The sequence below is a fragment of the Peptoniphilus rachelemmaiella genome (assembly GCF_943169845.1).
Taxonomy (GTDB): Bacteria; Bacillota; Clostridia; order Tissierellales; family Peptoniphilaceae; genus Aedoeadaptatus; species Aedoeadaptatus rachelemmaiella.
Window position 1 is genome coordinate 74015 of record NZ_CALPBW010000005.1, and the last position, 21345, is coordinate 95359.

The 21345-nt window shown below is 49.5% G+C and carries 21 protein-coding genes; all 21 read right to left on the reverse strand.

All coding sequences use genetic code 11. The features are described from left to right. Positions 1–5 precede the first annotated feature (5 nt). Entirely contained in the window at positions 6–539 is a 534-nt protein-coding gene (locus KO087_RS03360) for an SGNH/GDSL hydrolase family protein (RefSeq protein ID WP_215507708.1), read from the reverse strand. Continuing rightward, positions 532–2436 carry a threonine--tRNA ligase gene (thrS, locus tag KO087_RS03365; RefSeq protein WP_215507805.1) on the reverse strand — a complete coding sequence of 635 codons (1905 nt, stop codon included), beginning with the start codon at positions 2434–2436 and terminating at the stop codon, positions 532–534. The genes KO087_RS03360 and thrS overlap by 8 nt, the downstream gene beginning before the upstream one ends. Before the next feature lie 246 nt (positions 2437–2682). After that, positions 2683–3999 carry a histidine--tRNA ligase gene (gene hisS / locus KO087_RS03370; RefSeq protein ID WP_215507710.1) on the reverse strand — a complete coding sequence of 439 codons (1317 nt, stop codon included), beginning with the start codon at positions 3997–3999 and terminating at the stop codon, positions 2683–2685. After that, positions 3996–4757, reverse strand: a complete 762-nt coding sequence (locus tag KO087_RS03375; protein WP_215507712.1) for a TrmH family RNA methyltransferase — start codon at positions 4755–4757, stop codon at positions 3996–3998. Before KO087_RS03375 ends, hisS begins: the two co-directional genes overlap by 4 nt. Before the next feature lie 4 nt (positions 4758–4761). After that, positions 4762–5412 carry a potassium channel family protein gene (locus KO087_RS03380; protein WP_215507714.1) on the reverse strand — a complete coding sequence of 217 codons (651 nt, stop codon included), beginning with the start codon at positions 5410–5412 and terminating at the stop codon, positions 4762–4764. Positions 5413–5421: 9 nt separating this feature from the next. Next, positions 5422–6771, reverse strand: a complete 1350-nt coding sequence (locus tag KO087_RS03385) for a TrkH family potassium uptake protein (protein ID WP_251374903.1) — start codon at positions 6769–6771, stop codon at positions 5422–5424. Positions 6772–6828: 57 nt separating this feature from the next. Then, a complete protein-coding gene (gene rplT / locus KO087_RS03390; RefSeq protein ID WP_215507716.1) occupies positions 6829–7179 on the reverse strand; it encodes a 50S ribosomal protein L20 in 351 nt (116 codons plus the stop codon). A 15-nt stretch (positions 7180–7194) separates the two neighbouring features. Further along, positions 7195–7386 (reverse strand): 50S ribosomal protein L35, encoded by a 192-nt coding sequence (rpmI, locus tag KO087_RS03395; protein WP_215507718.1) that lies wholly within the window; start codon positions 7384–7386, stop codon positions 7195–7197. Positions 7387–7396: 10 nt separating this feature from the next. Then, positions 7397–7954, reverse strand: coding sequence for a translation initiation factor IF-3 (gene infC / locus KO087_RS03400; RefSeq protein ID WP_215507720.1), 558 nt, complete (start codon positions 7952–7954; stop codon positions 7397–7399). A gap of 104 nt (positions 7955–8058) precedes the next feature. Next, on the reverse strand, positions 8059–8688 hold the full coding sequence (gene udk, locus KO087_RS03405) for a uridine kinase (RefSeq protein ID WP_215507723.1): 630 nt from the start codon (positions 8686–8688) through the stop codon (positions 8059–8061). Continuing rightward, positions 8685–9908, reverse strand: coding sequence for a peptidase U32 family protein (locus KO087_RS03410; protein WP_215507725.1), 1224 nt, complete (start codon positions 9906–9908; stop codon positions 8685–8687). Before KO087_RS03410 ends, udk begins: the two co-directional genes overlap by 4 nt. Beyond that, positions 9901–10545 (reverse strand): O-methyltransferase, encoded by a 645-nt coding sequence (locus KO087_RS03415; protein ID WP_215507728.1) that lies wholly within the window; start codon positions 10543–10545, stop codon positions 9901–9903. The genes KO087_RS03410 and KO087_RS03415 overlap by 8 nt, the downstream gene beginning before the upstream one ends. A 26-nt stretch (positions 10546–10571) precedes the next feature. Next, positions 10572–12242 (reverse strand): ribonuclease J, encoded by a 1671-nt coding sequence (locus tag KO087_RS03420; RefSeq protein ID WP_215507730.1) that lies wholly within the window; start codon positions 12240–12242, stop codon positions 10572–10574. Continuing rightward, the gene (locus tag KO087_RS03425) at positions 12232–12687 is read right to left on the reverse strand and encodes a Fur family transcriptional regulator (RefSeq protein WP_215507732.1); all 456 of its coding nucleotides are present in this window, start codon (positions 12685–12687) and stop codon (positions 12232–12234) included. The genes KO087_RS03420 and KO087_RS03425 overlap by 11 nt, the downstream gene beginning before the upstream one ends. Positions 12688–12748: 61 nt before the next feature. Beyond that, a complete protein-coding gene (gene ruvX / locus KO087_RS03430) occupies positions 12749–13165 on the reverse strand; it encodes a Holliday junction resolvase RuvX (protein ID WP_215507734.1) in 417 nt (138 codons plus the stop codon). Between the two features lies 1 nt (position 13166). Then, positions 13167–14108, reverse strand: a complete 942-nt coding sequence (locus KO087_RS03435; protein ID WP_215507736.1) for an aldo/keto reductase — start codon at positions 14106–14108, stop codon at positions 13167–13169. 44 nt (positions 14109–14152) lie between these two features. After that, positions 14153–14410, reverse strand: coding sequence for an IreB family regulatory phosphoprotein (locus tag KO087_RS03440; protein WP_215507739.1), 258 nt, complete (start codon positions 14408–14410; stop codon positions 14153–14155). Positions 14411–14458: 48 nt separating this feature from the next. Further along, positions 14459–17098: an alanine--tRNA ligase gene (alaS, locus tag KO087_RS03445; protein ID WP_215507741.1), complete on the reverse strand. Its 2640-nt coding sequence runs from the start codon at positions 17096–17098 to the stop codon at positions 14459–14461. A 123-nt stretch (positions 17099–17221) separates the two neighbouring features. Further along, positions 17222–18460, reverse strand: a complete 1239-nt coding sequence (locus KO087_RS03450; protein WP_215507743.1) for an AI-2E family transporter — start codon at positions 18458–18460, stop codon at positions 17222–17224. Positions 18461–18463: 3 nt separating this feature from the next. Further along, positions 18464–18862, reverse strand: a complete 399-nt coding sequence (locus tag KO087_RS03455; RefSeq protein ID WP_215507745.1) for an RrF2 family transcriptional regulator — start codon at positions 18860–18862, stop codon at positions 18464–18466. Positions 18863–18930: 68 nt separating this feature from the next. After that, positions 18931–21339 carry a leucine--tRNA ligase gene (leuS, locus tag KO087_RS03460; RefSeq protein WP_215507748.1) on the reverse strand — a complete coding sequence of 803 codons (2409 nt, stop codon included), beginning with the start codon at positions 21337–21339 and terminating at the stop codon, positions 18931–18933. Positions 21340–21345 lie beyond the last annotated feature (6 nt).

Consider the following 21345-nt stretch of genomic DNA (forward strand, 5'->3'; position numbering starts at 1 on the left):
TCCTTTTAAAAAACAGCATTGGCTTTTCCGTAATCATATACGGCGCGGGCGATCATTTCGTGGCCCTCGGGCATGAGATGAATGCCGTCGATGTAAAGGGCCGGATCCTTCGGAATAACCGAATCCAAGTGAAGGCCTTGGGCCTTTTGATTCAGCTCTTTCATCTTCTCTTGGAGTGACACGATCATGTTCATTCCCACAAAGAGATCGTCGTCTACGATTTCAGGGGTCGGAGGCAGGATAATCACCGCTTTGGCGTTTCGCCCGCGGGCGTAGGCCTCGAGTTTTTCGTAAGCCCCTATGACCTGCGGGACGGTTCCTTCTCCGAGGAGATCGTTAGCGCCGCCTAAAACCAACAGCACATCGCCTTCTTTGAGCACGGGAGGCATTTGAGAAAGCTCTGTGATCCAGGCGCCGTTCATGCCTAAGTTGGCAATGGGCTTATCCAGTATCTCCGCCAGCCGACTGACCCAGCATTGATCGAAATCGACGCCGTAGCCCGCCACATAGGAGTCGCCGAAGGCAAAGATTTTAGTCAATTTTCTTGCTTTCGATTTCTTCTTTCAATTCGCTGAGGAAATCGGCGAATTCTACATCGCTGCGTTCATTGCCGTCGCGGTCGCGAACAGAGATCTTTCCGCTTTCCGCTTCTTTTTCACCGACGATGACCATGTAGTTGACTCGTTCCATTTGTGCGTCGCGAATCTTCTTGCCGATCTTTTCATTGCGTTCATCGTATTCGACGCGAATGCCTGCATCGGAAAATTCTTTGGTCACCTTCAGGGCGTAATCTTCGAATTTTTCACTGATGGGAAGCACTTTGACTTGTACCGGTGCGAGCCACAGAGGGAATTTACCGGCAAAGTGTTCGACCAAAATACCGAAGAAGCGTTCCATGGAGCCCATGAGGGCGCGGTGACTCATAACCGGTTGTTGTTTTTCACCGTTTTCGTCGATATAGGTTAATTCAAAGCTTTGGGGCATTTGGAAATCCAATTGAATGGTTCCACATTGCCAGGTACGACCGATGGCATCGCGCAGGTGGAAGTCGATCTTCGGGCCGTAGAATGCGCCATCGCCTTCATTGATTTCGTAGTCCATTTCCTTGCTGTCCAGGGCTTTTCTCAAGGCGTCAATGGCCATATCCCATTGTTCGTCAGTACCCATGCTGTCTTCGGGACGGGTAGAGAGTTCGACGGTGTAGTCGAATCCGAAGGTATTGTAAAGTTCATCGGCTAAGTCGATAAGCTTAATGACTTCTTCTTGAATTTGCGAAGGAAGCATAAAGACGTGGGCATCGTCTTGGGTAAAGGTACGGACTCTGAACAGGCCGTGCAGGGCGCCGGAAAGTTCGTGGCGGTGGACTTGGCCGAATTCCATGAGCTTAATGGGGAAGTCTCTGTAGGAGTGCATGGATTGTTCGTAAACCAAAATGGATCCCGGGCAGTTCATGGGCTTAATGGCGTAGTCTTCGCCGTCGATTTTGGTGAAGTACATGTTGTCGCGGTAGTGATCCCAGTGACCGGAGCGGTGCCACAAGTCTTCGTTTAAGATCATGGGCGTCTTAATTTCGCCGTAGCCTCTTTCAATTTGCAGGTCGCGCCAGAAGCGTTCCAATTCGTTTCGAACCAACATTCCCTTGGGATGGAAGAAGGGGAAGCCGGGGCCTTCTTCGCGGAAGCTGAACAGATCCAGTTCGCGGCCGATCTTTCTGTGGTCGCGGCGCTTGGCTTCTTCTAAGCGTTCCATGTATTCGTCTAATTCTTTTTGTTTCGGGAAGGAAATGCCGTAGATTCTCTGCAGCATCTTGTTCTTTTCGTCGCCACGCCAGTAAGCGCCGGCAATGGACGTGAGCTTCACGGCCTTAATGTCTTTTACATTTTCCAAATGGGGTCCACGGCACAAATCCACATAATCGCCTAAAGTATAAATGGCAATTTCTTCATCGGCAGGCAGATCTTCGATGAGCTCGATTTTGTAGGGTTCATCTTTGAAGAGTTCTTCCGCTTCGGCTTTGGAAAGGACTTTTCGTTCAAAGACCGGGCCTTCTTTTACGATGGCCTTCATTTCCTTTTCGATTTTTTCCAAATCGTCGGTGCTCAATTGTTCATCTAAGTCAATGTCGTAGTAGAAGCCATTTTCAATGGAAGGGCCGATGGCAAATTTCGTGTTGGGCCACAACCGCTTGATGGCACAGGCCATTAAGTGGGCCGTGGAGTGCCAGAAGATTTGTTTGCCTTCTTCGTCTTCGAATTTAACGACTTTAATGGCGCCGTCTTCGTCGATAAAATCGTGTTTTCCTAAAATTACGCCGTTGTAAACACAGCCGACGCTGGCTCGTTCCAAGCCTTGGGAAATATCGGCGATTAATTCCTTGACCGATTTCTTCGAATCATATTCTCTTGAACTTCCGTCCGGATAACTTACTTTAAACATCATTCACCTCAATTAAAAAAACCGACCGCCCCAAAAGGACGATCGGTACCGTGGTTCCACCTTCATTACTTCTCAAAACATGTAACGCCTGTTAAGCGCTGCCGATTAAGGCAGACGTCCGGGTTGGTTTTCCACAAAATTAAGAGCTTTCACCATCCTCTTTCGCTAAGGCTTTGTGTACTCGTCCCTTCATTCATGGTAAGAAGTATAGCAGATCCCTGTTGCTTTTGCAACTGTGTTTCTGCATTATACCTCACGCTTTAAAAATTTGATTATTTCTTCCGGGCTCATTGCCACTTCTTCCCCTGTTTTCATGTTGCGGAGCTTGGGCATGTTGCTTTCTACTTCCGCCTGACCGAGGACGATGGCGTAGGCCACATTCAGGTGATCGGCGTATTTAAATTTCTTGCCGATTTTTCCCGATTCGCCGTAGAAGATGCAGCGAATGCCTTCATCTCTCAAGGTCTTTAACAAGCGCAGGCCTTCTTCTTTCGTCTCGTCGAAGGGAATAATCAAGCAGGCTGAAGCTGCATCATCGTAGCTTTTTAAGAGCCCCGCTTCGTTTAATTGGTAATAGAGGCGAGACAGGCCAATGGAAATGCCGACGCCGGGCAGTTTTTGCTTGGTGTAGTGGCCCGCCAAATTGTCGTAACGGCCGCCGCTGCAGACAGAGCCGATGGCAGGGTAGTCGTCTAAAATGGTTTCGTAGACGGTGCCTGTGTAGTAATCCAGGCCGCGAGCGATTTTCATGTCGGGAATCATGTGCTTATCCGATACGCCTAATGTGCGTGCGATGGAAAAGACTTCTTTTAATTCGCTGACGCCGGTTTTAAATTCCTCGTCGTCGATGGCCATGGCGTCGAGGGCTGCAAACACTTCGTCGGTGGTGCCGGAAATATTGATGAATTCGGCGATTTTTTCAACGGCATCGTCGGTCAAGCCGATTTTTGAAAGCTCTTCTTTCACCGATTCCACGCCGATTTTATCCACCTTGTCCACGATGCGAAGCACTTCTTGGGAGTCGCTGACGCCCAGGGCTCGGTAAAAGCCGTTTAAAATTCGGCGGTTGTTCATGTGGATGGTGAATGCCTCAAAGCCCAAGTCTTGGAAGGTCTTTGCGATAATCGAGGGGATTTCGCCGTCGTTGAACAAAGACAGGGAGCCGTTTCCGATAATGTCGATATCACATTGGTAAAATTCACGGAAGCGGCCCTTTTGTGCCCGCTCGCCGCGATAAACTTTGCCGATGTGGTAGCGGCGGAAGGGGAAGCTTAAATCGCTGTAGTGTTGGGCCACATAGCGCGCCAGGGGCACGGTAAGGTCGAAGCGCATGGCGATGTCTGTGGAGCCTTTTTTAAAGGCGTAGACTTGCTTTTCCGTTTCGCCGCCGCCTTTGGCTAAGAGGACTTCCTCTTTTTCCAAAACCGGCGTGTCGATGGGCAAAAATCCCTTTTCTTCGTAATTTTTTCGAATGATGTCCTTCATTCGATTAAAGACCAATTGGTCTTTGGGCAGAAGTTCCATAAAGCCCGGCAATGTGGACGGTTGTACGATCTGTGTCATTGTCCTCCTCCTTCTATTACAAACATGGCGATGGATGCGGCCACGTTGGCGTTTAATGAATCGATGGTTTCTTTCATGGGAATCCGCAAGCGCAGATCCACTTCATTCAATATGTCTTCCCGCAAACCATGGGCCTCGTTGCCCACGAGCAAGACGATGTCTTTGTTTTCCCCGTCAATGGTCATGCCCTCGCCGCGAATATCCAGGGCCACAAAGCGGCAATGCTCCTTATAGACCAATAGCTCTTCGTCTGACACATAGGCCACGGGCAAGCGAAATGCCGAGGCCATGGAGGCGCGAATGCACTTGTCGTTGGTGGGATCCACTGTTCCGGGCCCGATAAGCACGCCGTCGAAGCGGAAGGCTTCGGCGGATCGAATCATGCCGCCTAAATTTCCCGGATCTTGGATGCCGTCTGTATAGAGGAAGCGGCCCGCTTTCGGCAAGCTTTTCGCCTCCACTAAAAAACTACGGCAAAGGGCGATGATGCCCTGGTTGCTCTCCGTGGATGCCAGCTCCTTAAACAAGCGGTGATCCAGCACGGTGGTTTCCACCGCTGCGCCCTCGATAAGATCACGGTGCTCATTGAGCTTGTCTTTATCCACGATAAGCTCCTTAACAAAACCTTCAGCCAGTACCTCTTCAATGACCACGGCGCCTTCCACTAAGAGGGCATTGGATGCATTGCGGTACTTTTTGTCCTTCAACTTTTTCCACGACTTTAGGCGGCGATTGTCTTTTGAATCAATGGTCTTCATCGCGTTACTCGTGTTGAAGCTGCTTTAAGTCGTCGTCGCTACCGAAGAAAATAATGATGTCATTGCGCTGCAATTCTTCTTCTGCGACACGACGGACGATCAGGTCTTTGCTCCGACGAATGGCGATGACATTGACGTGAAAGTCTCGGCGGAGTTGGAGATCGCGAATGCTCTTTCCTATCCATTTCTCCGACACTTCGTATTCAATGATGCCGTAGTCGTCGGAAAGTTCAAAGTAATCGGTAATGCCGTTGTCCGTCAGTTGTTTGGCGAGACGTATACCCATGTCGATTTCCGGATAGATTATCGTGTGGGCCCCCAAGCGTTTTAAAATATGGCCGTAACGCTTCGTCGGCGCCTTGGCGACGATTAAAGGAACCCCCGCTTCCACACAGGCGATGGTGGCCATAATGGCGGAATCCAAGCTGCTGCCGATGGCGATGACGGCGCAATCGAAATTGCTCAGGCCCAAATCGTCGAAGACATCTTCATCCATTAAATCGGCCTGAATGGCCGTGGTCACATCCTCCGACACGTACTTCACCCGCTCGGGATTCATGTCCACCGCCAAAACGTCGTTGTGCATATGATATAAGGTCTTTGCCACGGTGGAACCTAATCGACCGAGGCCAAAGATAATAAAACTTTTAACCATACCTCTCTCCTATCCCACGATAAATTTTCCTTCCGCATAGCGGAATTTGCGCTTGTGTTCTTTGTGAAACAGCCCCATGGCAAAGGTGGTCGGGCCGATTCGTCCCAAATACATGGTAAAAGCGAGAATTAATTTAGACGAATTCTTCAGCATCATGGTAATGCCACGGGTGACGCCGACGGTGCCGAAGGCGGAAAAAGTTTCGAATAAAGCGTCCAACAACTTTACATTTCCCGCCTCAAACATGACGACGGCGGAGGCGACGGTAAAGACCAAAGCCACCCCGATGACGAAGAGGGAGTAGGCCTTTCGTACAATGTCTTTTCCCACGCGGCGATGAAACATTTCCGTATCGTCGCTGCCGCGAAGACTGGCCCACGTGGCCGCCAAGACGACGGCGAAGGTGGTGGTCTTTAATCCGCCGGCCGTGGAGCCCGGGGAACCGCCGATAAACATTAAGAGGCAACTGCCGAAGGCGGTGGGGTCGGTGGTGGCGCCCATGTCTAAGGAATTAAATCCCGCCGTACGAAATGTCGTGGACTGAAAAAATGAAGCCAAGAGCTTTTCGTGTAAGGGCATGGATGCCAAGGTGAGGGGATTGTTCCACTCGAATACCGAGACCATCATCGTCCCGGCAATTAATAAGGCGATCGTAGTGACGATGACCAATTTCGTATGAGGACTCAAGCGGCGGCGCCTTCGGTAGCGCCAAAGATCCGCGTACACGACAAAGCCCAATCCCCCTAAAATAATCAAAGCGGCGATGGTGAGGGTGATCAAGAAATCCCCTTGATAGGGCACGAGGGAATCACCGAACAGGTCGAAACCGGCGTTACAAAAGGCGCTCACCGAGTGAAAAACCGAAAAAGCGATGCCTTTTTTCATGCCGTAAAGTGGCACAAGATGAAAAGAGAGCACCAACGCCCCCACTCCTTCGATGGCCAAGGTCAAGAGGGTGGCAAATATTAACAAACGCACCAAACCCGTTAAGCTGTCGGCATTGAGCTGCTCTCTTATAAACAGCCGCCCCGTTAATGAAATGCGCTGACCGGTAAAAATTGAAATCCACATCAGCATGGTCATGGTGCCTAAACCGCCGATTTGAATTAATCCGAGGATAATGCATTTCCCAAAGATCGTCCAGCCGGCGGCGGTGTTGCGCACGATGAGTCCGGTGACGCAAGAAGCCGAGGTGGCGGTGAACAAGGCATCGACAAATCCCGCCGATGTGTGATCCGCCGAGGCTTGCGGGAGCATTAAAAGCAATGTGCCGATTGAAATTAAAACCAAAAAGGAAATGGCCAAGACAAAAGACGGGTTATGGGAAATTTTTTTCTGAAGACGATTCCGTAATTTCACGCTCTACTCCTAAAATAAAATACACCCCACAGGGAGTATCCCCATGGGGTGTAGCACTTATTCTCCCTTAGCTACTTGAACGAGTTGTGCAAATGCATCCGGGTCGTGAATAGCCAGTTCGGAAAGAACCTTGCGGTTAATGTCTACATTGGCTTTTTTTAATCCACTGATAAAGCGGCTGTAGCTCATGCCATTCAAACGTGCGGCAGCGTTGATTCTCGTAATCCAAAGTTTACGGAAATCTCTCTTTCTTTGCTTTCTGCCGGCAAAGGAATAGCTCATGGAGCGCATTGCCGCTTGATTTGCTACGCGGAATAATTTCGATTTCGCTCCGAAGTAGCCCTTCGCTTGTTTTAATACCTTTTTATGACGACGCTTTGCGTTGACGCCTCTTTTTACTCTAGCCATGTCTTACCTCCCCGATTACGGAATCATGTTGTCGATGCGACGAACATCGGCCGTGGAAACCAACGAACCTTTACGCAGATTCCGCGTTCTCTTTGCTGTCTTCTTGCCTGTTAAGTGACCTTTGTAGGCTTTGAATCTTCTTAATTTGCCGGTTCCCGTTCTAGTGAAACGCTTGGCGGAACCTCTGTGCGTTTTCATTTTACCCATTGTATTCCTCCTACTTATTCTCCGATTTCGAGCGGAAAAACATGACCATGTTTCTGCCTTCCATCTTCGGTTTTTTGTCTACTTCCCCGTATTCCGAGACAAGTTCCGTAAATTCATCCAAGACTTCGCGACCGATTTCGGTATGACCCATTTCTCTGCCGCGGAAACGTACGGCGACTTTTAAGCGGTTGCCGTCTTTTAAGAAATCCTTGGCTTTATTGGCCTTGGTGTTTAAATCGTGGGTCTCGATCTTCGGCGTCAAACGAAGTTCTTTTACCGTAATCGTCTTTTGTTTCTTTTTCGCTTCCTTTTCTTTCTTCATCATATCGTAACGATACTTTCCGTAGTCAAGGATGCGACAGACCGGCGGCTTCGCCTTCGGCGCAATATTGACGAGATCCAATTTAAATTCGTCAGCAATGGCTCTTGCTTTTTCAATGGATACAACACCTAACTGTTCACCTTTCGGATCAATTAAGCGCACTTCTTTCGCGCGAATTTCTCCATTGATTTGAATTTCTTTAATGACTAAACACCTCCATAGGCAACAAAAAAAGCGGGCACACAAAGACCCGCCAAATGATTGGAACAAAACCTTAAAACCATTGTCGTAAGGTGAGAAGCGGACTTCTTCTTCATGCTCGACTAGTCTATCAAATTTTACAAGATGTGTCAAGCTTTTTCTATTTCAGCCAAAATATGATTTAGCTTCGTTTGAATCAAATCCACCGCCACTTTGTTGTGGCCCCCTTCCGGCACGATGATGTCGGCGTAGCGTTTCGAGGGCTCTACAAATTGCAAATGAGCCGGGCGCACCGTGGCCATGTACTGATCGATGACCGAATCCAAGCTGCGGGCACGTTCTTTCATGTCCCGCTTGATGCGGCGGAGAATGCGCACGTCGCTGTCCGTATCGACAAAAATTTTCATGTCCAAAAGATCCAAGACCCGCGGTTCGGAGAAGAGCAAAATCCCTTCGATGAGAATAATCTCCTTGGGCTCCAGGCGAATCGTCTCTTTTTTTCTGTTGTGCACGGAGAAATCATACTCCGGCATCTCCACGCTTTTGCCCGCCTTTAATGCCTTTAAATGGTCGATGAACAGCTCGTTGTCAAAGGCAAAGGGGTGATCGTAATTGGTCTTCACCCGCGCTTCGGGCGATAAATGGCTTTGATCTTTGTAGTAATTGTCCTGACGAATCACGGTACAACGGGCATCGCCGGTATTTTCCAACAATTGTTCAGTGACGGTACTCTTGCCGCTTCCCGATCCGCCGCAAATGCCGATTAAGATGGGTTTCAATCCTCTACCTTCTTTCGAATCATATCCTTCGCTTCCACCGGGTGGGGAATGGCTGCCGTAAATACCTGCCGCGCCTTGTTGGCTACCTCCAGAGGCGTGCCCGCCTCATCAACCATGTCCTCGATGGTCCAGGTGAAATAGTCTTTCCCCGGCCCGAAAACCTCCACCTCGTCGCCGACAAAAATTCGGTTACGCTGCTCGATGGTGGCCCGTTTCGTCTCGGGGTCGTAGTCTAAGACGACGCCGACAAAATCGTAATCTTTGATGTAGGTCACGAAATCGCTGATTCCTTCAGGCCCCTTGGCTTCCCCGTAGTAAAAGCCCGTGGTGAAATCTCGATGGGACACTTTTTTTATCTCTTCCAGCCAACGGGGGTCGTAGCGATAATTTTTCGGATCTGCGTAATAGGCGTCGATGGCCATGCGATAGGCCCGTATTACCGTGGCCAAGTAGTAGGCGCTTTTCACCCGCCCTTCGATCTTTAAGGATCGAATGCCAGCTTCGATTAATTCATCGATGTGTTCGATCATGCAAAGATCCTTGGAGTTTAAGATAAAGCTGCCTTCCTCCGTAGATTCAATGGGGAAGTATTCCCCCGGGCGATTTTCTTCCACGAGACGGTACTTGTAGCGGCACGGCTGGGCGCAGTCGCCCTGATTGGCATCTCTTCCCGTCATGTAATTGCTCATGAGGCAGCGGCCGCTGTAACTCATGCACATGGCGCCGTGGACGAAGGTCTCGATTTCCACCCCGTCCACATCCTTTTCAATGGCGCGAATCTCATCCAAGGTGAGCTCTCTGGCGAGCACCACACGTTCGGCGCCTAAATCCCGCCAAAAACGCACGGTCTCGCTATTGGTCAAACTCCCTTGGGTGCTCATGTGAACGGGAAGCTTCGACGCCTTCTTCACCCGCATAAAGATGCCGGGATCGGCGACGATTACCGCATCCACCTTCGCTTCTTCCAAAGCGTGAAGGTACTCGTCCAAGCCGTCGAAGTCCTTGTCGTGAGGAATAATGTTTAAGGTGACGTGCACTTTCCTGCCCCGGGCGTGGGCATAGGCGACGCCTTCTTTGATTTTTTCAATGGAAAAATTTTTCGACGCCTTTCTCAGGCCGAAGGCTTCTCCCCCCAGGTAAACCGCATCGGCGCCATAGTCGATGGCGGTCTTTAACTTCTCCAAATCCCCGGCCGGTGCCAATAGTTCTATCTTATCCATCCAATCTCCTTAATAACAACAATCCGTCGCCGATGGGCAACACCGTAGCCGATAAATCGTGTGCATTTAAAACGCGACGCAAGAGGCGTTTCAGCCGCTTCACGATGGTGATTTTTCGGCGCTTAAATAATTTTTTCGACGCGAGCATACCGTGAAAGAGGACATTGTCCATGAGGATGACGCCGCCTTCTGAAAGGAGGCGCAAACTTTCTTTCAGGTAGATCTCATACTGCCCTTTCGCCGCATCGATAAATATAAAATCGTAGCTGCCTTCATCCGTTTGAATAAATTCCTCGGCATCGCCGACGATTAAGCGGACCCTGTTTTCCAACTGTTGATTTTGAAAATGGGTACGGGCGTTAATGGCCCGGTCCGGATCCAGCTCCACCGTGGTGATTTCCGCCTCGGGCAATGCCTTCGCCATCATGGAGGCGGAATAGCCCACTGCCGTCCCAAGCTCTAGTATCTTTTTTGCACCCAGAAGGGGCAGGAAGAAATTCAAAAAATTTTCCACCTGCACATCCACAATGGGCACGCCCTCGGCTTCGGCAAAGGCGCGTAATTCCTTTAGATACCCGGTCTGCGGCGGAAGTAGCTCCGCCAAATAGGCTTCGATAAATGGTTCTGTTACGTGCATGAGAAAAAAGCCGGTTAAACCGGCTATTAAACATCCATAATAATGGGCAGAATCATGGGGTTTCTTCTCGTCTTCTTAAAAATGAAGTTTCTTAAATCGTCGCGAATTTGCGATTTAATCGAAGACCAGTCCTTGATGTTTTGCGTCTTGCAATTTTCCACTGATTTCGTCACCATGTCCCGTACGTCGTTCATTAGATCTGTGGATTCGCGAACGTAGACGAAGCCTCTGGAAATAATGTCCGGGCCCGAAACCATTTGACCGGTTTTTTTGTTCATGGCAATAATGGCAATGATTAAGCCGTCTTCAGAGAGATGCTTTCTGTCCCGAAGCACGACATTGCCCACATCGCCGATGCCCAAACCGTCGATTAACACTTGCCCCGCTTCCACATCTTTCACGCGACGGGCTTCGGTCTTGGTCATCTCCAGGCAATTGCCGTTGTCCATCATGAAGATATTGTTTTTGGGAATGCCCATCTTTTGCGCCACTTCCGCGTGTTTTAACAAGTGCTTCACTTCCCCGTGTACCGGGATAAAGAACTTCGGCTTCAAAAGATTGATGAGCAATTTATGCTCTTCTTGATAAGCGTGGCCGGAGACGTGAATTTCCGACAGGGATTCGTAAATAACGCGGACCCCTTTGTCCAAAAGACGGTTGATGACCGTGTTCACCGCATTTTCGTTTCCGGGAATCGGATGGGCGGAAAGAATAATCACATCGTCTTTGGTAAGCTGAATGCGCTTGTGCTCGCCGGTGGAAATTCGGGTCATTGCGCTCATGGGTTCGCCCTGGCTCCCCGTGGTGATCAACACCAGTTGGCGGGGATTGTATTTATTCATGTCCTTAATATCCACAATGGTATTGGGCTTCACTTTTAAATAGCCCAGATTTTCCGCAATGCCCATGACATTTAACATGCTTCGGCCGCTTAAGACCACCTTGCGATTGTAGCGCTCCGCCGCCGTAATGATCTGTTGGATCCGATACACATTGGAGGCGAAGGTGGCAATAATGATGCGGTTGTTGCGCATCAGGGCGAAAAGGCGGTCGAAGGTGGCACCGACTTTTCGCTCGCTCATGGAAAAGCCTTCCCTGAGCACATTGGTGGATTCGCTAAACAAGGCCAGAACGCCGCGATTGCCGATTTCCGCCAGGCGATTTAAGTCGATGGGATCGCCGGAGATGGGCGTAAAGTCCACTTTAAAGTCCCCGGAATGAACCAACACGCCCAGCGGCGTGGTAATGGCCAAGGCCGCCGCATCGGGAATGGAGTGATTGACCTGTACCCATTCCACTTCGAAAAACTTGCCGATTTTTACCGGCTGCTTGTAGCTGACGTTTACCATTTTCGTCGAGCGCAGGAGGCGATGTTCCTTCAGTTTGTTTTCCAAAAGCGCCAAAGTCAGCTTGGTTCCGTACACCGGTACATTAATCTGTTTTAATACATAGGGCACGGCTCCGATATGGTCTTCGTGGCCGTGGGTAATGACGATCCCTTTGATTTTATGTTTATTCTTAATTAAATACTGAATGTCCGGGATGACGATGTCGATGCCCGGCATGTCATCTTCAGGAAAGGTCATGCCGCAATCGACGACGATGAGCTCGTCTTTAAATTCGATGACAGTCATGTTCTTTCCAACTTCGCGCAACCCGCCCAGGGGTATGATGCGAAGTTTCTGTTTATTCTTCATTGGCTTCTCCTTCTTGTTTCCGACTGCACTTATCACAGATACCGTAAAATTTTAAATTATGGTCGGTAATATGAAAATGCACGGTTTTTTCTATTTCTTCTTCTAAATCGTCCAGTAAGTCTACATTCACTTCCGTAATTTCGTGGCAGATATTACAAACCAAGTGGTGATGTTTATGCTTTTCATCTTCAATGCGGCGTTCGTAGCGGGTCGTGCCGTCTTCAAAGGTGAGTGCGGTTAAAAAACCGAGGGATTCCAACAAGCTCACAGCACGGTAAACCGTGGCGATACCGATTTCCGGCATTTTCTTTCCCGCGTATTGAAACACTTCTTCCGTCGTCATGTGTTCGCCTTCTCTTTCAGCAAAAACCTCCATTACGACTTGACGCTGTCTGGTAAACTTATAGCCTTTTCCTTGCAAGAATTCTTTAAATGTATTTTCCATGGGGCACCACCTATATTTTTTACTGTCACCGATCGCCGATAGTCACACTGAAATCCCTTTATCAAAGGGACATTTGATCCAAATATGTTTGCAAAATCAATACAGCCGCCAATTTGTCCACGTGCTTTTTTCTGTTTTCTCTGCGCACGCCACCTTGCATCAGCACCGCTTCAGCACCGGATGTGGTGAGTCGTTCGTCCACGTAAACAATGTCCATGTCTAGGGCCTCTTTTAAATAATCGGCGTAATTCATGGTTCTTTTGGCTTGAAAACCCAATGTATTGTTCATGTTTTTCGGTAATCCGACGATCAACTTTTCAACGTCGTACTTGTCGATAAGCGCCTTCAGCGCTTCGACATCTTCCGCCTTCGATGTCCGAATAATCGTCGTCACCCCTTGAGCCGTAATGCCTAAGGGATCGGAGACGCTGACACCGATGGTCTTGTTACCAATATCGAGTCCCAATAATCGTTTCATTTTAAATCACTTTAATGCAAAATTCCGGACATACCGTCGCACAATAGCCGCATAAAATACACTTGTCGTTTACCACGGCGCGGCCTTCTTGTACATGTATCGCATCTTGTTTGCAGCGACTTTCACAACTGCCGCAGCCAATGCAATAATCGCCGATAATTAACTTCCGTTTCTTTTTCGAAACATCTTCCAATGCCTTTTCGTTTTCCTTGCCACGCAAAAAAAGATCCGCGTTGTAGTCGATTTCTTCTTTGGACTGCATGCCGATCGCGGTCGAGTCAATGCAGTCGATGGACGAAATCCACTTTAAAGACGCTCTGTTTTCTGCGATTAAGTGGCCGCCGCCCAAGGCTTTCATGGAATAGATGCCGATGCCTTTTTTGTGTCTCTCGCTTATGGCGTTGAGCATTTCTTCCGGCGTTCCGTCTTGAATCCCCACGCCTCTTCGATTGATAATGGGGTGAATCACTTCGATCTCGGGGAAAAGCGCCGTGGCATTGACGCAGCCAATGAAATGGGTGGAAATGCCGATGGCACGGATAAAGCCCGCCTGTTTTAATTCCACCAGGCGGTTTAATGCGCCTTTGTGGCCCCTTAGGGTCAGGAGGGACTCCTGTTCGTGTAACATGAATATATCAAGGTAATCCGTTCCCAATTCCTCCAGCGCTTTTTTTACGCTGGCGTCGGCCGTTTTTTCATCGTAACAATAGGCCTTGGATGTAATCACCCATGCCTCTCGCCCGAGTTCTTTTATCGCCCCGTCGATGTAGGCGTAGTTATCATAGATTTCTGCCGTATCAATAAAGTTGATACCCTTTTCGTTGGCATAAACCAATAATTCCGTGCCTTTTTTTAAGGGTAAATTCGCCTGAAACCTCGAAAAGGTCAACGAGCCGTAGCAAAGCGGCGACACCTCGATCCCTGTTTTCCCTAAAACTGCCATAAATCGCTCCTAAAAATAGAATAGAGATGAGCCCAAGCCCATCTCTAATCTTCCTTTAAATAGAATGTCAGTAATTCTGACAGAAGTTCGTCACGTTCAATGGATTGAATGATACTGCGCGCGTCTAGGTGGCTGGTTATATAGGTGGGATCTCCGGATAATATATAGCCAATAATTTGATCGATGGGATCGTATCCCTTGTCTTCTAACGCATGAAATACAGTGGTTATTCCCGTGCGAATCTTCTCGCTGTCGCCATTGGTTTTCTCGAATATATGCGTCTCAAACTGATTATTGTCCATATAATCTCCTCCATAAGCGTATTATACCATAAATTCCATCAGGGGACATTAGTTTCCTATGGCATTTACAATATCTTTTACCCGCGCCATGGCCTCTTCGACTTTGCTTGCATCTTTGGCACCGGCCGTGGCCATGTCCGGACGACCGCCACCGCCGCCGCCGGCAATTTTTGCCACTTCGCGCACGATGTCGCCGGCTTTAAAGCCTTTTTCGATTAAGGCTTTGGGGGACGCGCTGACGAAGTTTACTTTTCCCTCCGAAACAGTGGATAGTACGATCAGCGCGCTTTCCTTATCCCGAAGTTTTTCAGCCATGTTTCTTAAATCTTCCACGCTCACGTCGGTGAAGTGACCACGGATCACATTGACGCCTGAGATGGATTCCACTTCGCCCACTTCTTCGGCCATTTTGCTCTTGGCCATGTCGGCGTGAAGCTTCGTAAGTTCTTTTTCCAGTCCTTTTTCCTTATCCAGGTGTTGAACCAATTTGTCGATAACCACATCGTCAGTGGCCTTTAAGAGGCCGGCGATTTTTTTGTTGATGGCCATGGAGTGGTTCAGCAATTGATATACCGCGGGGCCGGTGACGGTTTCCATGCGCCGTACCCCGGCGGAAATGCCGTTTTCCGAAAGGATTTTAAATAAACCGATTTGGGCCGTGTTATCCACGTGGGTACCGCCGCAAAGTTCCTTGGAATAGTCGCCCATGGACACGACGCGCACTTCATCGCCGTATTTGTCTTCAAAGAGGCCGACAGCCCCTGCGTTTTTCGCTTCGTCGTAGGAAAGAATTTCCGTCTTGACGGGCAGGGATTTGAAAATTTCCTCATTTACCGCTTCTTCAATGGCTTGAAGATCTTCTTTCGAGACGGCTTCGTAGTGGGTGAAGTCGAAGCGCATAAAGTCGGGGCCTACATAGGAGCCGGCTTGATTGACGTGATCGCCCAGTCGGTCTTTCAGGGCTTTGTGAAGCAAGTGGGTGACGGAGTGGTTGCGGCGAATTTTTTCTCTTCGCATGTTGTCCACGGCAGCATCGACTTTGCCCGCTGCGGCAATGCCTTCTTCCACCGTACCCACGGCGTAGATGTGGCCGGTTTTCGTTCTTTGGGTATCTTCCACGCGAATTTTAAATCCGTCGCCGGTAATGGTTCCCGTATCGCCGATTTGGCCGCCGCTTTCGCCGTAAAATGGCGTCGGCGACAAATAGAAGAGGCCTTTTTCTCCTGCGCCTAATTGTTCCACCTCTTCGCCTTTAGCGAGGATGTGCAAAAGCTTCGCCTCGGTGACTTCCGTGGTTTCGTAGCCGACAAATTCGATGGCTTCGTCCACGTCGTTCAATTCGAAAGAGGAGGCACTGGACCATCCGATTTCGTCGGAATCGTCTCTGGCTTCTCTGGCCCGCACTTTTTGGGCCTCCATTTCCTTTTCAAATCCCGCTTCATCCAGGCTCATGCCCGCTTCTGAGAGAATTTCTTCCGTAAGGTCTACCGGGAAGCCATAGGTGTCGTATAGTTTAAAGGCTTCGGCGCCGGAAAGCTCCTTCTTGCCTTCTTCTTTTAATTTTGCGATTTCTTCATCTAAAAGGCTCATGCCTGTTTCCAGGGTCTTTAAGAAGCGCTCTTCCTCCCGCAAAATAACGCGGGCGATGACTTCGCGATTGTCGTCTAGTTCTTTGTACTGCACCTTCCAGGAATCGATGACGCTTTCGCAAAGTTTGTACAAAAACGCTCCTTCGATGCCTAAATTGCGTCCGTGTTTGGCGGCACGACGGGTCAGGCGACGTTCCACATAGCCCCGGCCTTCATTGGAGGGCACGATGGAGTCGGAGATCATAAAGGTAATGGCGCGAATGTGGTCGGTAATGACCCGCACGGATTCGTCTTTTTTCTTGTCCGTGCCGTATTCATAATTGGCCATGGCGCAAATATCTTCCAAAATCGCGTGAATGGCGTCGATTTCGAAAATATTGTTGGCTTCTTGCAGCACCGATGCGATCCGCTCCAGGCCCATGCCCGTATCGATGTTGGGATTGGCCAGGGGATGGTATTCCCCTTCTTCGTCTTTATCGAATTGGGTAAAGACGAGGTTCCACACTTCGATGTAGCGATCACAATCGCAACCCGGCTTGCAGTCCGGATCGCCGCAACCGTGTTCTTCTCCGCGGTCGAAATAAATTTCCGAGCAGGGACCGGAGGGGCCCACAGCCAGTTCCCAGAAGTTATCGTCCTTGCCCAAGCGCACGATGCGTTCTTTCGGCAGGCCGATTTCTTCGTTCCAAATGGCAAAGGCTTCGTCGTCATCTAAATAGACCGTGGCCCAGAGAAGGTTCGGATCAATTTCCAGGACGCCGGTTAAAAAGCCCCAAGCCCAGTGAATGGCTTCGTGCTTAAAGTAATCGCCGAAGGAAAAATTGCCGAGCATTTCAAAAAACGTGGCGTGGCGGTCTGTTTTTCCCACGTTTTCGATGTCACCGGTGCGGATGCATTTTTGCGAGGTACACACGCGGTGGGAGGGAGGTTCCGCTTCTCCTGTAAAGAATTTCTTCATCGGCGCCATACCCGCACCGATAAGAAGCAGGGATTTGTCCCCTTGCGGTACTAAGGAAAAACTGGGCAGAGCCAAGTGTTCGTTATGTTCAAAATAGTTCAAGAACGCGGAGCGTATCTCGTGTAATCCCAATGGTTTCATAATGCCTCCCGATATTTGTATAGTCTCTGTATAAAATTATAAAGTCGTACGGGGCGAAAGTCAATTTTCTTGCACCGTTTCGCCGCCGGCGAAAAAGAAAATAAGCGGCAGATAAACCGCCGCTTATTGTACTTTTCTTAATTCTTCTTTTTTCCTCTTGTCTTCCCTTAACTTCATCATGACGAAGTTTTTCAAAATAACCAATATGGAGAAGATGGGCACGGATAAAATCATGCCGATGACGCCGAATGTGCCGCCGCCGATAAAGATGCAAAGGAGCACCATGGCCGGGTGAAGACCGGTGCGCTTGCCCAAAATTTTCGGTGCAAACAAATTGTTTTCAGCCCATTGCAGAAAGAAGAAGAGCACCGCCACCCAAATGGCCTTGGTCCACGAATCCATAAAGGAGAAGAAAAAGGCCGGTACAAAGGCGAGGAAGGGGCCGATGTAGGGAATGATGTCGGCGATCATGGTGATGAGCCCGATGGCCACGGCGAAGTTTACACCGAGGATAAAGAGCATCAACATGGTCATGAGACCGACGATAAAGGCGAGGAGCAATTTCCCTTTCAAAAATTCCATCATGGCCGAATTGATTTCGCCGGCCAGGTTTAAAATGTCCGAGCGATAATTCAGGGGAATGGCTTTGTACATTTTGACCTTGATGCGGTTTTTATCCACCGTAAAGTAGTAGGTAAGAATCAAAACCAAAACAAAGGTGACGATGCGGCCCAAGGCGGCGTACATGCCGCTTGCCATGGAGCGAATCTGATCCAGGAAGCTGTTCTCCAGGGAATTGACATAGGCTTCCACCTGTTTCTGCCCGCTGGACATGATCCGCGACATATCTAAATTCGTCATCTTCTCGATTTGATCGGATACATCGAGAATGCGGGCGTTCCACTCGTTGAGCCACTGGGGCACGGCGATAAATAAATTCCTCAGCTCTTCAATGGTCTTCGGTAAGACCACGACAAATAAGAGCACCAAGATGAGTATAAAGCCCACGTAAACGATTAAAACGCCGAGGCGCCTGGAAAGCCGTTTCGTCTCCAGATAATTCACCAAGGGATTAATAATGTAGGCGAGTATCACGGAAATGGCCAAGGCCGCCAGGGTCGTGCGCACGACGGGAAATTTCGTAAACACGTAGCGCATGGCGATCAGTGCCAAAATTCCAAGAAGGATGAGCCCGACGATTTTTAAATCCACGTGGATGCGCCGGCTCTTGTCGATGTATTGGTTGCCGATATTGATGAGATAATAAACGCTTAGCGCAATGAGCAAAATCAGCAATAGCCCCCGAACTGCCACGAGGAAATTCGGGGTCACTACATTAAAGAAGGAATCAAACTGATTCATAGGCTACCTCATATCCGCCAGGGACATGGAATTTAAAACGCCGTCCACTTCGTCCTGTATGCGGTCTAAAATGGATTTGGCTGAACAGGCCACGCCTCGCTCACAATTGATTTCTTCATCGCCTGTGCAGCAGGAAAATGCCATTTCACCTTCAAGGGCCGCGATGACTTCGCCGATGGCAATGTCTTCCGGCGGCGAGGCCAATACATAGCCCCCTTGGGCGCCGCGAATGCTTTCGACTAATTTACGTTTTTTTAAGCGTGAAAACAGTTGTTCCAAATAGGCCACACTAAGGCCTTCCGCCTCAGCGATGTAATTGACCGAAAGCGGGCCTTTGCCATAGTTTTCCGCCAAATGGTACATGGCCATGAGGCCGTAACGACCCCTCGTCGATAACTTCATGTCTTCACCTCCTTAATTCCTAGTTGTTTTCTATGAATAAGATACTCCATTCACCCTATCCTGTCAAACTACTTGACAACGACATTCAAGATCTTGCCGGGAACGTAAATTTCTTTGACGACGGTTTTGCCTTCCGTTTGTTTAGCGAAGTTTTCATCCTTATGCATGGCTTCGATGGCTTCTTCTTTCGTTGCCTCTCTGGGCAATGTAATCTTAAAGCGTACCTTGCCGTTGAATTGAACGGGCACTTCGATAACATCTTCCAGGGTTTTTGCTTCATCGAAGGTGGGCCAGCTTTGTTCGCACAGGTAGCCGCCCATTTTACACATATCCCAAAGTTCTTCCGTAATGTGGGGTGCCACGGGATTTAAGAGAATGAGGAATGTTTTAAATTCAGCCGCATTCACGCCGACTTTTTGGAAGAGGTTCACGGCACTCATTAATTGAGCGATGGCCGTGTTGGCTTTTAAGTGTTCGTAGTCGTAGCTGACTTTTTGGATCGTTTGATGCATAAAGACTTCCGTCTCTTTTCTGAATGCATCGCCGGGTTGAACATTTTCCGCCAGATTCCAAACTCTTTCCAGGAAGCGACGGCAGCCTTTGACGCCGTTGTCGGACCAGGGCACGGATTTTTCGAAGTCGCCGATAAACATTTCGTAGGTTCTCAATGTATCGGCACCGTAGGTGTTGACGATGTCGTCGGGATTGATGACATTGCCGCGGCTCTTACTCATTTTGCCGCCGTCTTCCCCTAAGATCATGCCGTGACTCGTCCGCTTTTGGTAGGGCTCATCGGTGTTGACGACGCCGATATCGTAGAGGAATTTATGCCAGAAGCGGGAATAGAGCAAGTGCAAGGTGGTGTGTTCCATGCCGCCGTTGTACCAATCCACAGGCATGAAGTATTCCAGCGCATCTTTGCTCGCCAGTGCTTCGTCGTTATCGGGATCGGTGTAGCGCAGGTAATACCAGCTGCTGCCGGCCCATTGAGGCATGGTGTCCGTTTCGCGCATGGCGGGCTTGCCGCATTTCGGGCAGGTGGTGTGGACCCATTCCTCTACTTCCGACAAGGGGGATTGGCCGTTGTCCGTGGGTTCGTAATTTTCCACTTCGGGCAGTTCCAAAGGCAGCTCTTCTTCAGGCACCGGCACCCATCCGCAGTCGTCGCAGTGAATGAGGGGGATCGGTTCGCCCCAGTAGCGTTGTCTGGAGAAGACCCAGTCCCGCAATTTATAATTGGTTTGGCGATTGCCCAGGCCTTTTTCCGTAATCCACTCGATCATCTTGTGGATGGCATCTTCCACTTCCATGCCGTCCAGGAAGCCGGAATTAATCATATGGCCCGTATGGACGTCCACATAGGCCGCTTCTTCCACATTGCCGCCGTCAATGACGGGGACGATGGGCAGGTTGAATTTCTTCGCAAATTCCCAGTCGCGCTCGTCGTGAGCGGGTACGGACATAATGGCGCCGGTGCCGTAGGTCATTAAGACGTAATCGGAAATCCAAATGGGAATCTCCTTGCCGTTGGCCGGATTGACGCCGTAAAGGCCTTCCAGGGCCACGCCGGTTTTTTCTTTAGACAGCTCCGTCCGCTCGAAGTCGGATTTCTTTTCCACTTCCGCAATGTAGGCGTCCACTTCGTCGATGTTTTTAATCATGTCGCGGTGGTCTTTTACAATGGGATGTTCCGGTGCAACCACCATGTAGGTGGCGCCGAACAAGGTATCGGGTCGCGTGGTAAATACATTCAATACCGTGTCCGTATCCTTCACTTTAAAGTGAATTTCCGCACCGACGCTCTTGCCGATCCAGTTGCGTTGTTGAATCTTAACAGGCTCGATGAAGTCGACGTGATTCAATCCTTCCAAGAGGCGATCGGCATAAGCGGTAATCTTCAGCATCCATTGGCTGCGGCGTTTGTGCTTTACTTCCGTGCCGCAACGCTCGCATTTGCCGCCAACCACTTCTTCGTTGGCCAGGCCAACTTTACAGGAGGGACACCAGTTGACGGGCATCTCTTCCTTGTAAGCCAAGCCGCGTTTAAACAATTGCAGGAAAATCCATTGGGTCCAGCGGTAGTATTTCGGATCGGTGGTGTTGATTTCTCTTGACCAGTCGAAGCTGAAGCCCAGGCTTTTTAATTGCTTTTTGAAATTGGCGATGTTATTTTCCGTGACGATGCGGGGATGAATTTTGTTCTTAATGGCGTAGTTTTCCGTGGGCAAGCCAAAGGCGTCCCAACCCATGGTGAAAATGACGTTTTCGCCTTCGTGGCGACGCTTTCTCGCCACAATGTCCAGGGCCGTGTAGGGGCGCGGGTGGCCGACGTGAAGCCCTTGTCCCGAGGGATAGGGGAATTCAACTAAGGGATAAAACTTTTTCTTTTCCGGTTCAATGACGGTTTTATAGGTCTCGTGTTCGTCCCAAAAATCTTGCCATTTCTTCTCGATGACTTTAGGATCATAATTTTTCATCGTTTA

Bases quoted from the DNA above. Each gene is read 5' to 3' on its own strand.
- thrS (WP_215507805.1), bottom strand. From the start codon at position 2,436: ATGTTTAAAGTAAGTTATCCGGACGGAAGTTCAAGAGAATATGATTCG.
- hisS (WP_215507710.1), bottom strand. From the start codon at position 3,999: ATGACACAGATCGTACAACCGTCCACATTGCCGGGCTTTATGGAACTT.
- KO087_RS03375 (WP_215507712.1), bottom strand. From the start codon at position 4,757: ATGAAGACCATTGATTCAAAAGACAATCGCCGCCTAAAGTCGTGGAAA.
- KO087_RS03380 (WP_215507714.1), bottom strand. From the start codon at position 5,412: ATGGTTAAAAGTTTTATTATCTTTGGCCTCGGTCGATTAGGTTCCACC.
- rplT (WP_215507716.1), bottom strand. From the start codon at position 7,179: ATGGCTAGAGTAAAAAGAGGCGTCAACGCAAAGCGTCGTCATAAAAAG.
- rpmI (WP_215507718.1), bottom strand. From the start codon at position 7,386: ATGGGTAAAATGAAAACGCACAGAGGTTCCGCCAAGCGTTTCACTAGA.
- KO087_RS03410 (WP_215507725.1), bottom strand. From the start codon at position 9,908: ATGGATAAGATAGAACTATTGGCACCGGCCGGGGATTTGGAGAAGTTA.
- KO087_RS03415 (WP_215507728.1), bottom strand. From the start codon at position 10,545: ATGCACGTAACAGAACCATTTATCGAAGCCTATTTGGCGGAGCTACTT.
- KO087_RS03420 (WP_215507730.1), bottom strand. From the start codon at position 12,242: ATGAAGAATAAACAGAAACTTCGCATCATACCCCTGGGCGGGTTGCGC.
- KO087_RS03425 (WP_215507732.1), bottom strand. From the start codon at position 12,687: ATGGAAAATACATTTAAAGAATTCTTGCAAGGAAAAGGCTATAAGTTT.
- ruvX (WP_215507734.1), bottom strand. From the start codon at position 13,165: ATGAAACGATTATTGGGACTCGATATTGGTAACAAGACCATCGGTGTC.
- KO087_RS03435 (WP_215507736.1), bottom strand. From the start codon at position 14,108: ATGGCAGTTTTAGGGAAAACAGGGATCGAGGTGTCGCCGCTTTGCTAC.
- KO087_RS03440 (WP_215507739.1), bottom strand. From the start codon at position 14,410: ATGGACAATAATCAGTTTGAGACGCATATATTCGAGAAAACCAATGGC.
- alaS (WP_215507741.1), bottom strand. From the start codon at position 17,098: ATGAAACCATTGGGATTACACGAGATACGCTCCGCGTTCTTGAACTAT.
- KO087_RS03450 (WP_215507743.1), bottom strand. From the start codon at position 18,460: ATGAATCAGTTTGATTCCTTCTTTAATGTAGTGACCCCGAATTTCCTC.
- KO087_RS03455 (WP_215507745.1), bottom strand. From the start codon at position 18,862: ATGAAGTTATCGACGAGGGGTCGTTACGGCCTCATGGCCATGTACCAT.
- leuS (WP_215507748.1), bottom strand. From the start codon at position 21,339: ATGAAAAATTATGATCCTAAAGTCATCGAGAAGAAATGGCAAGATTTT.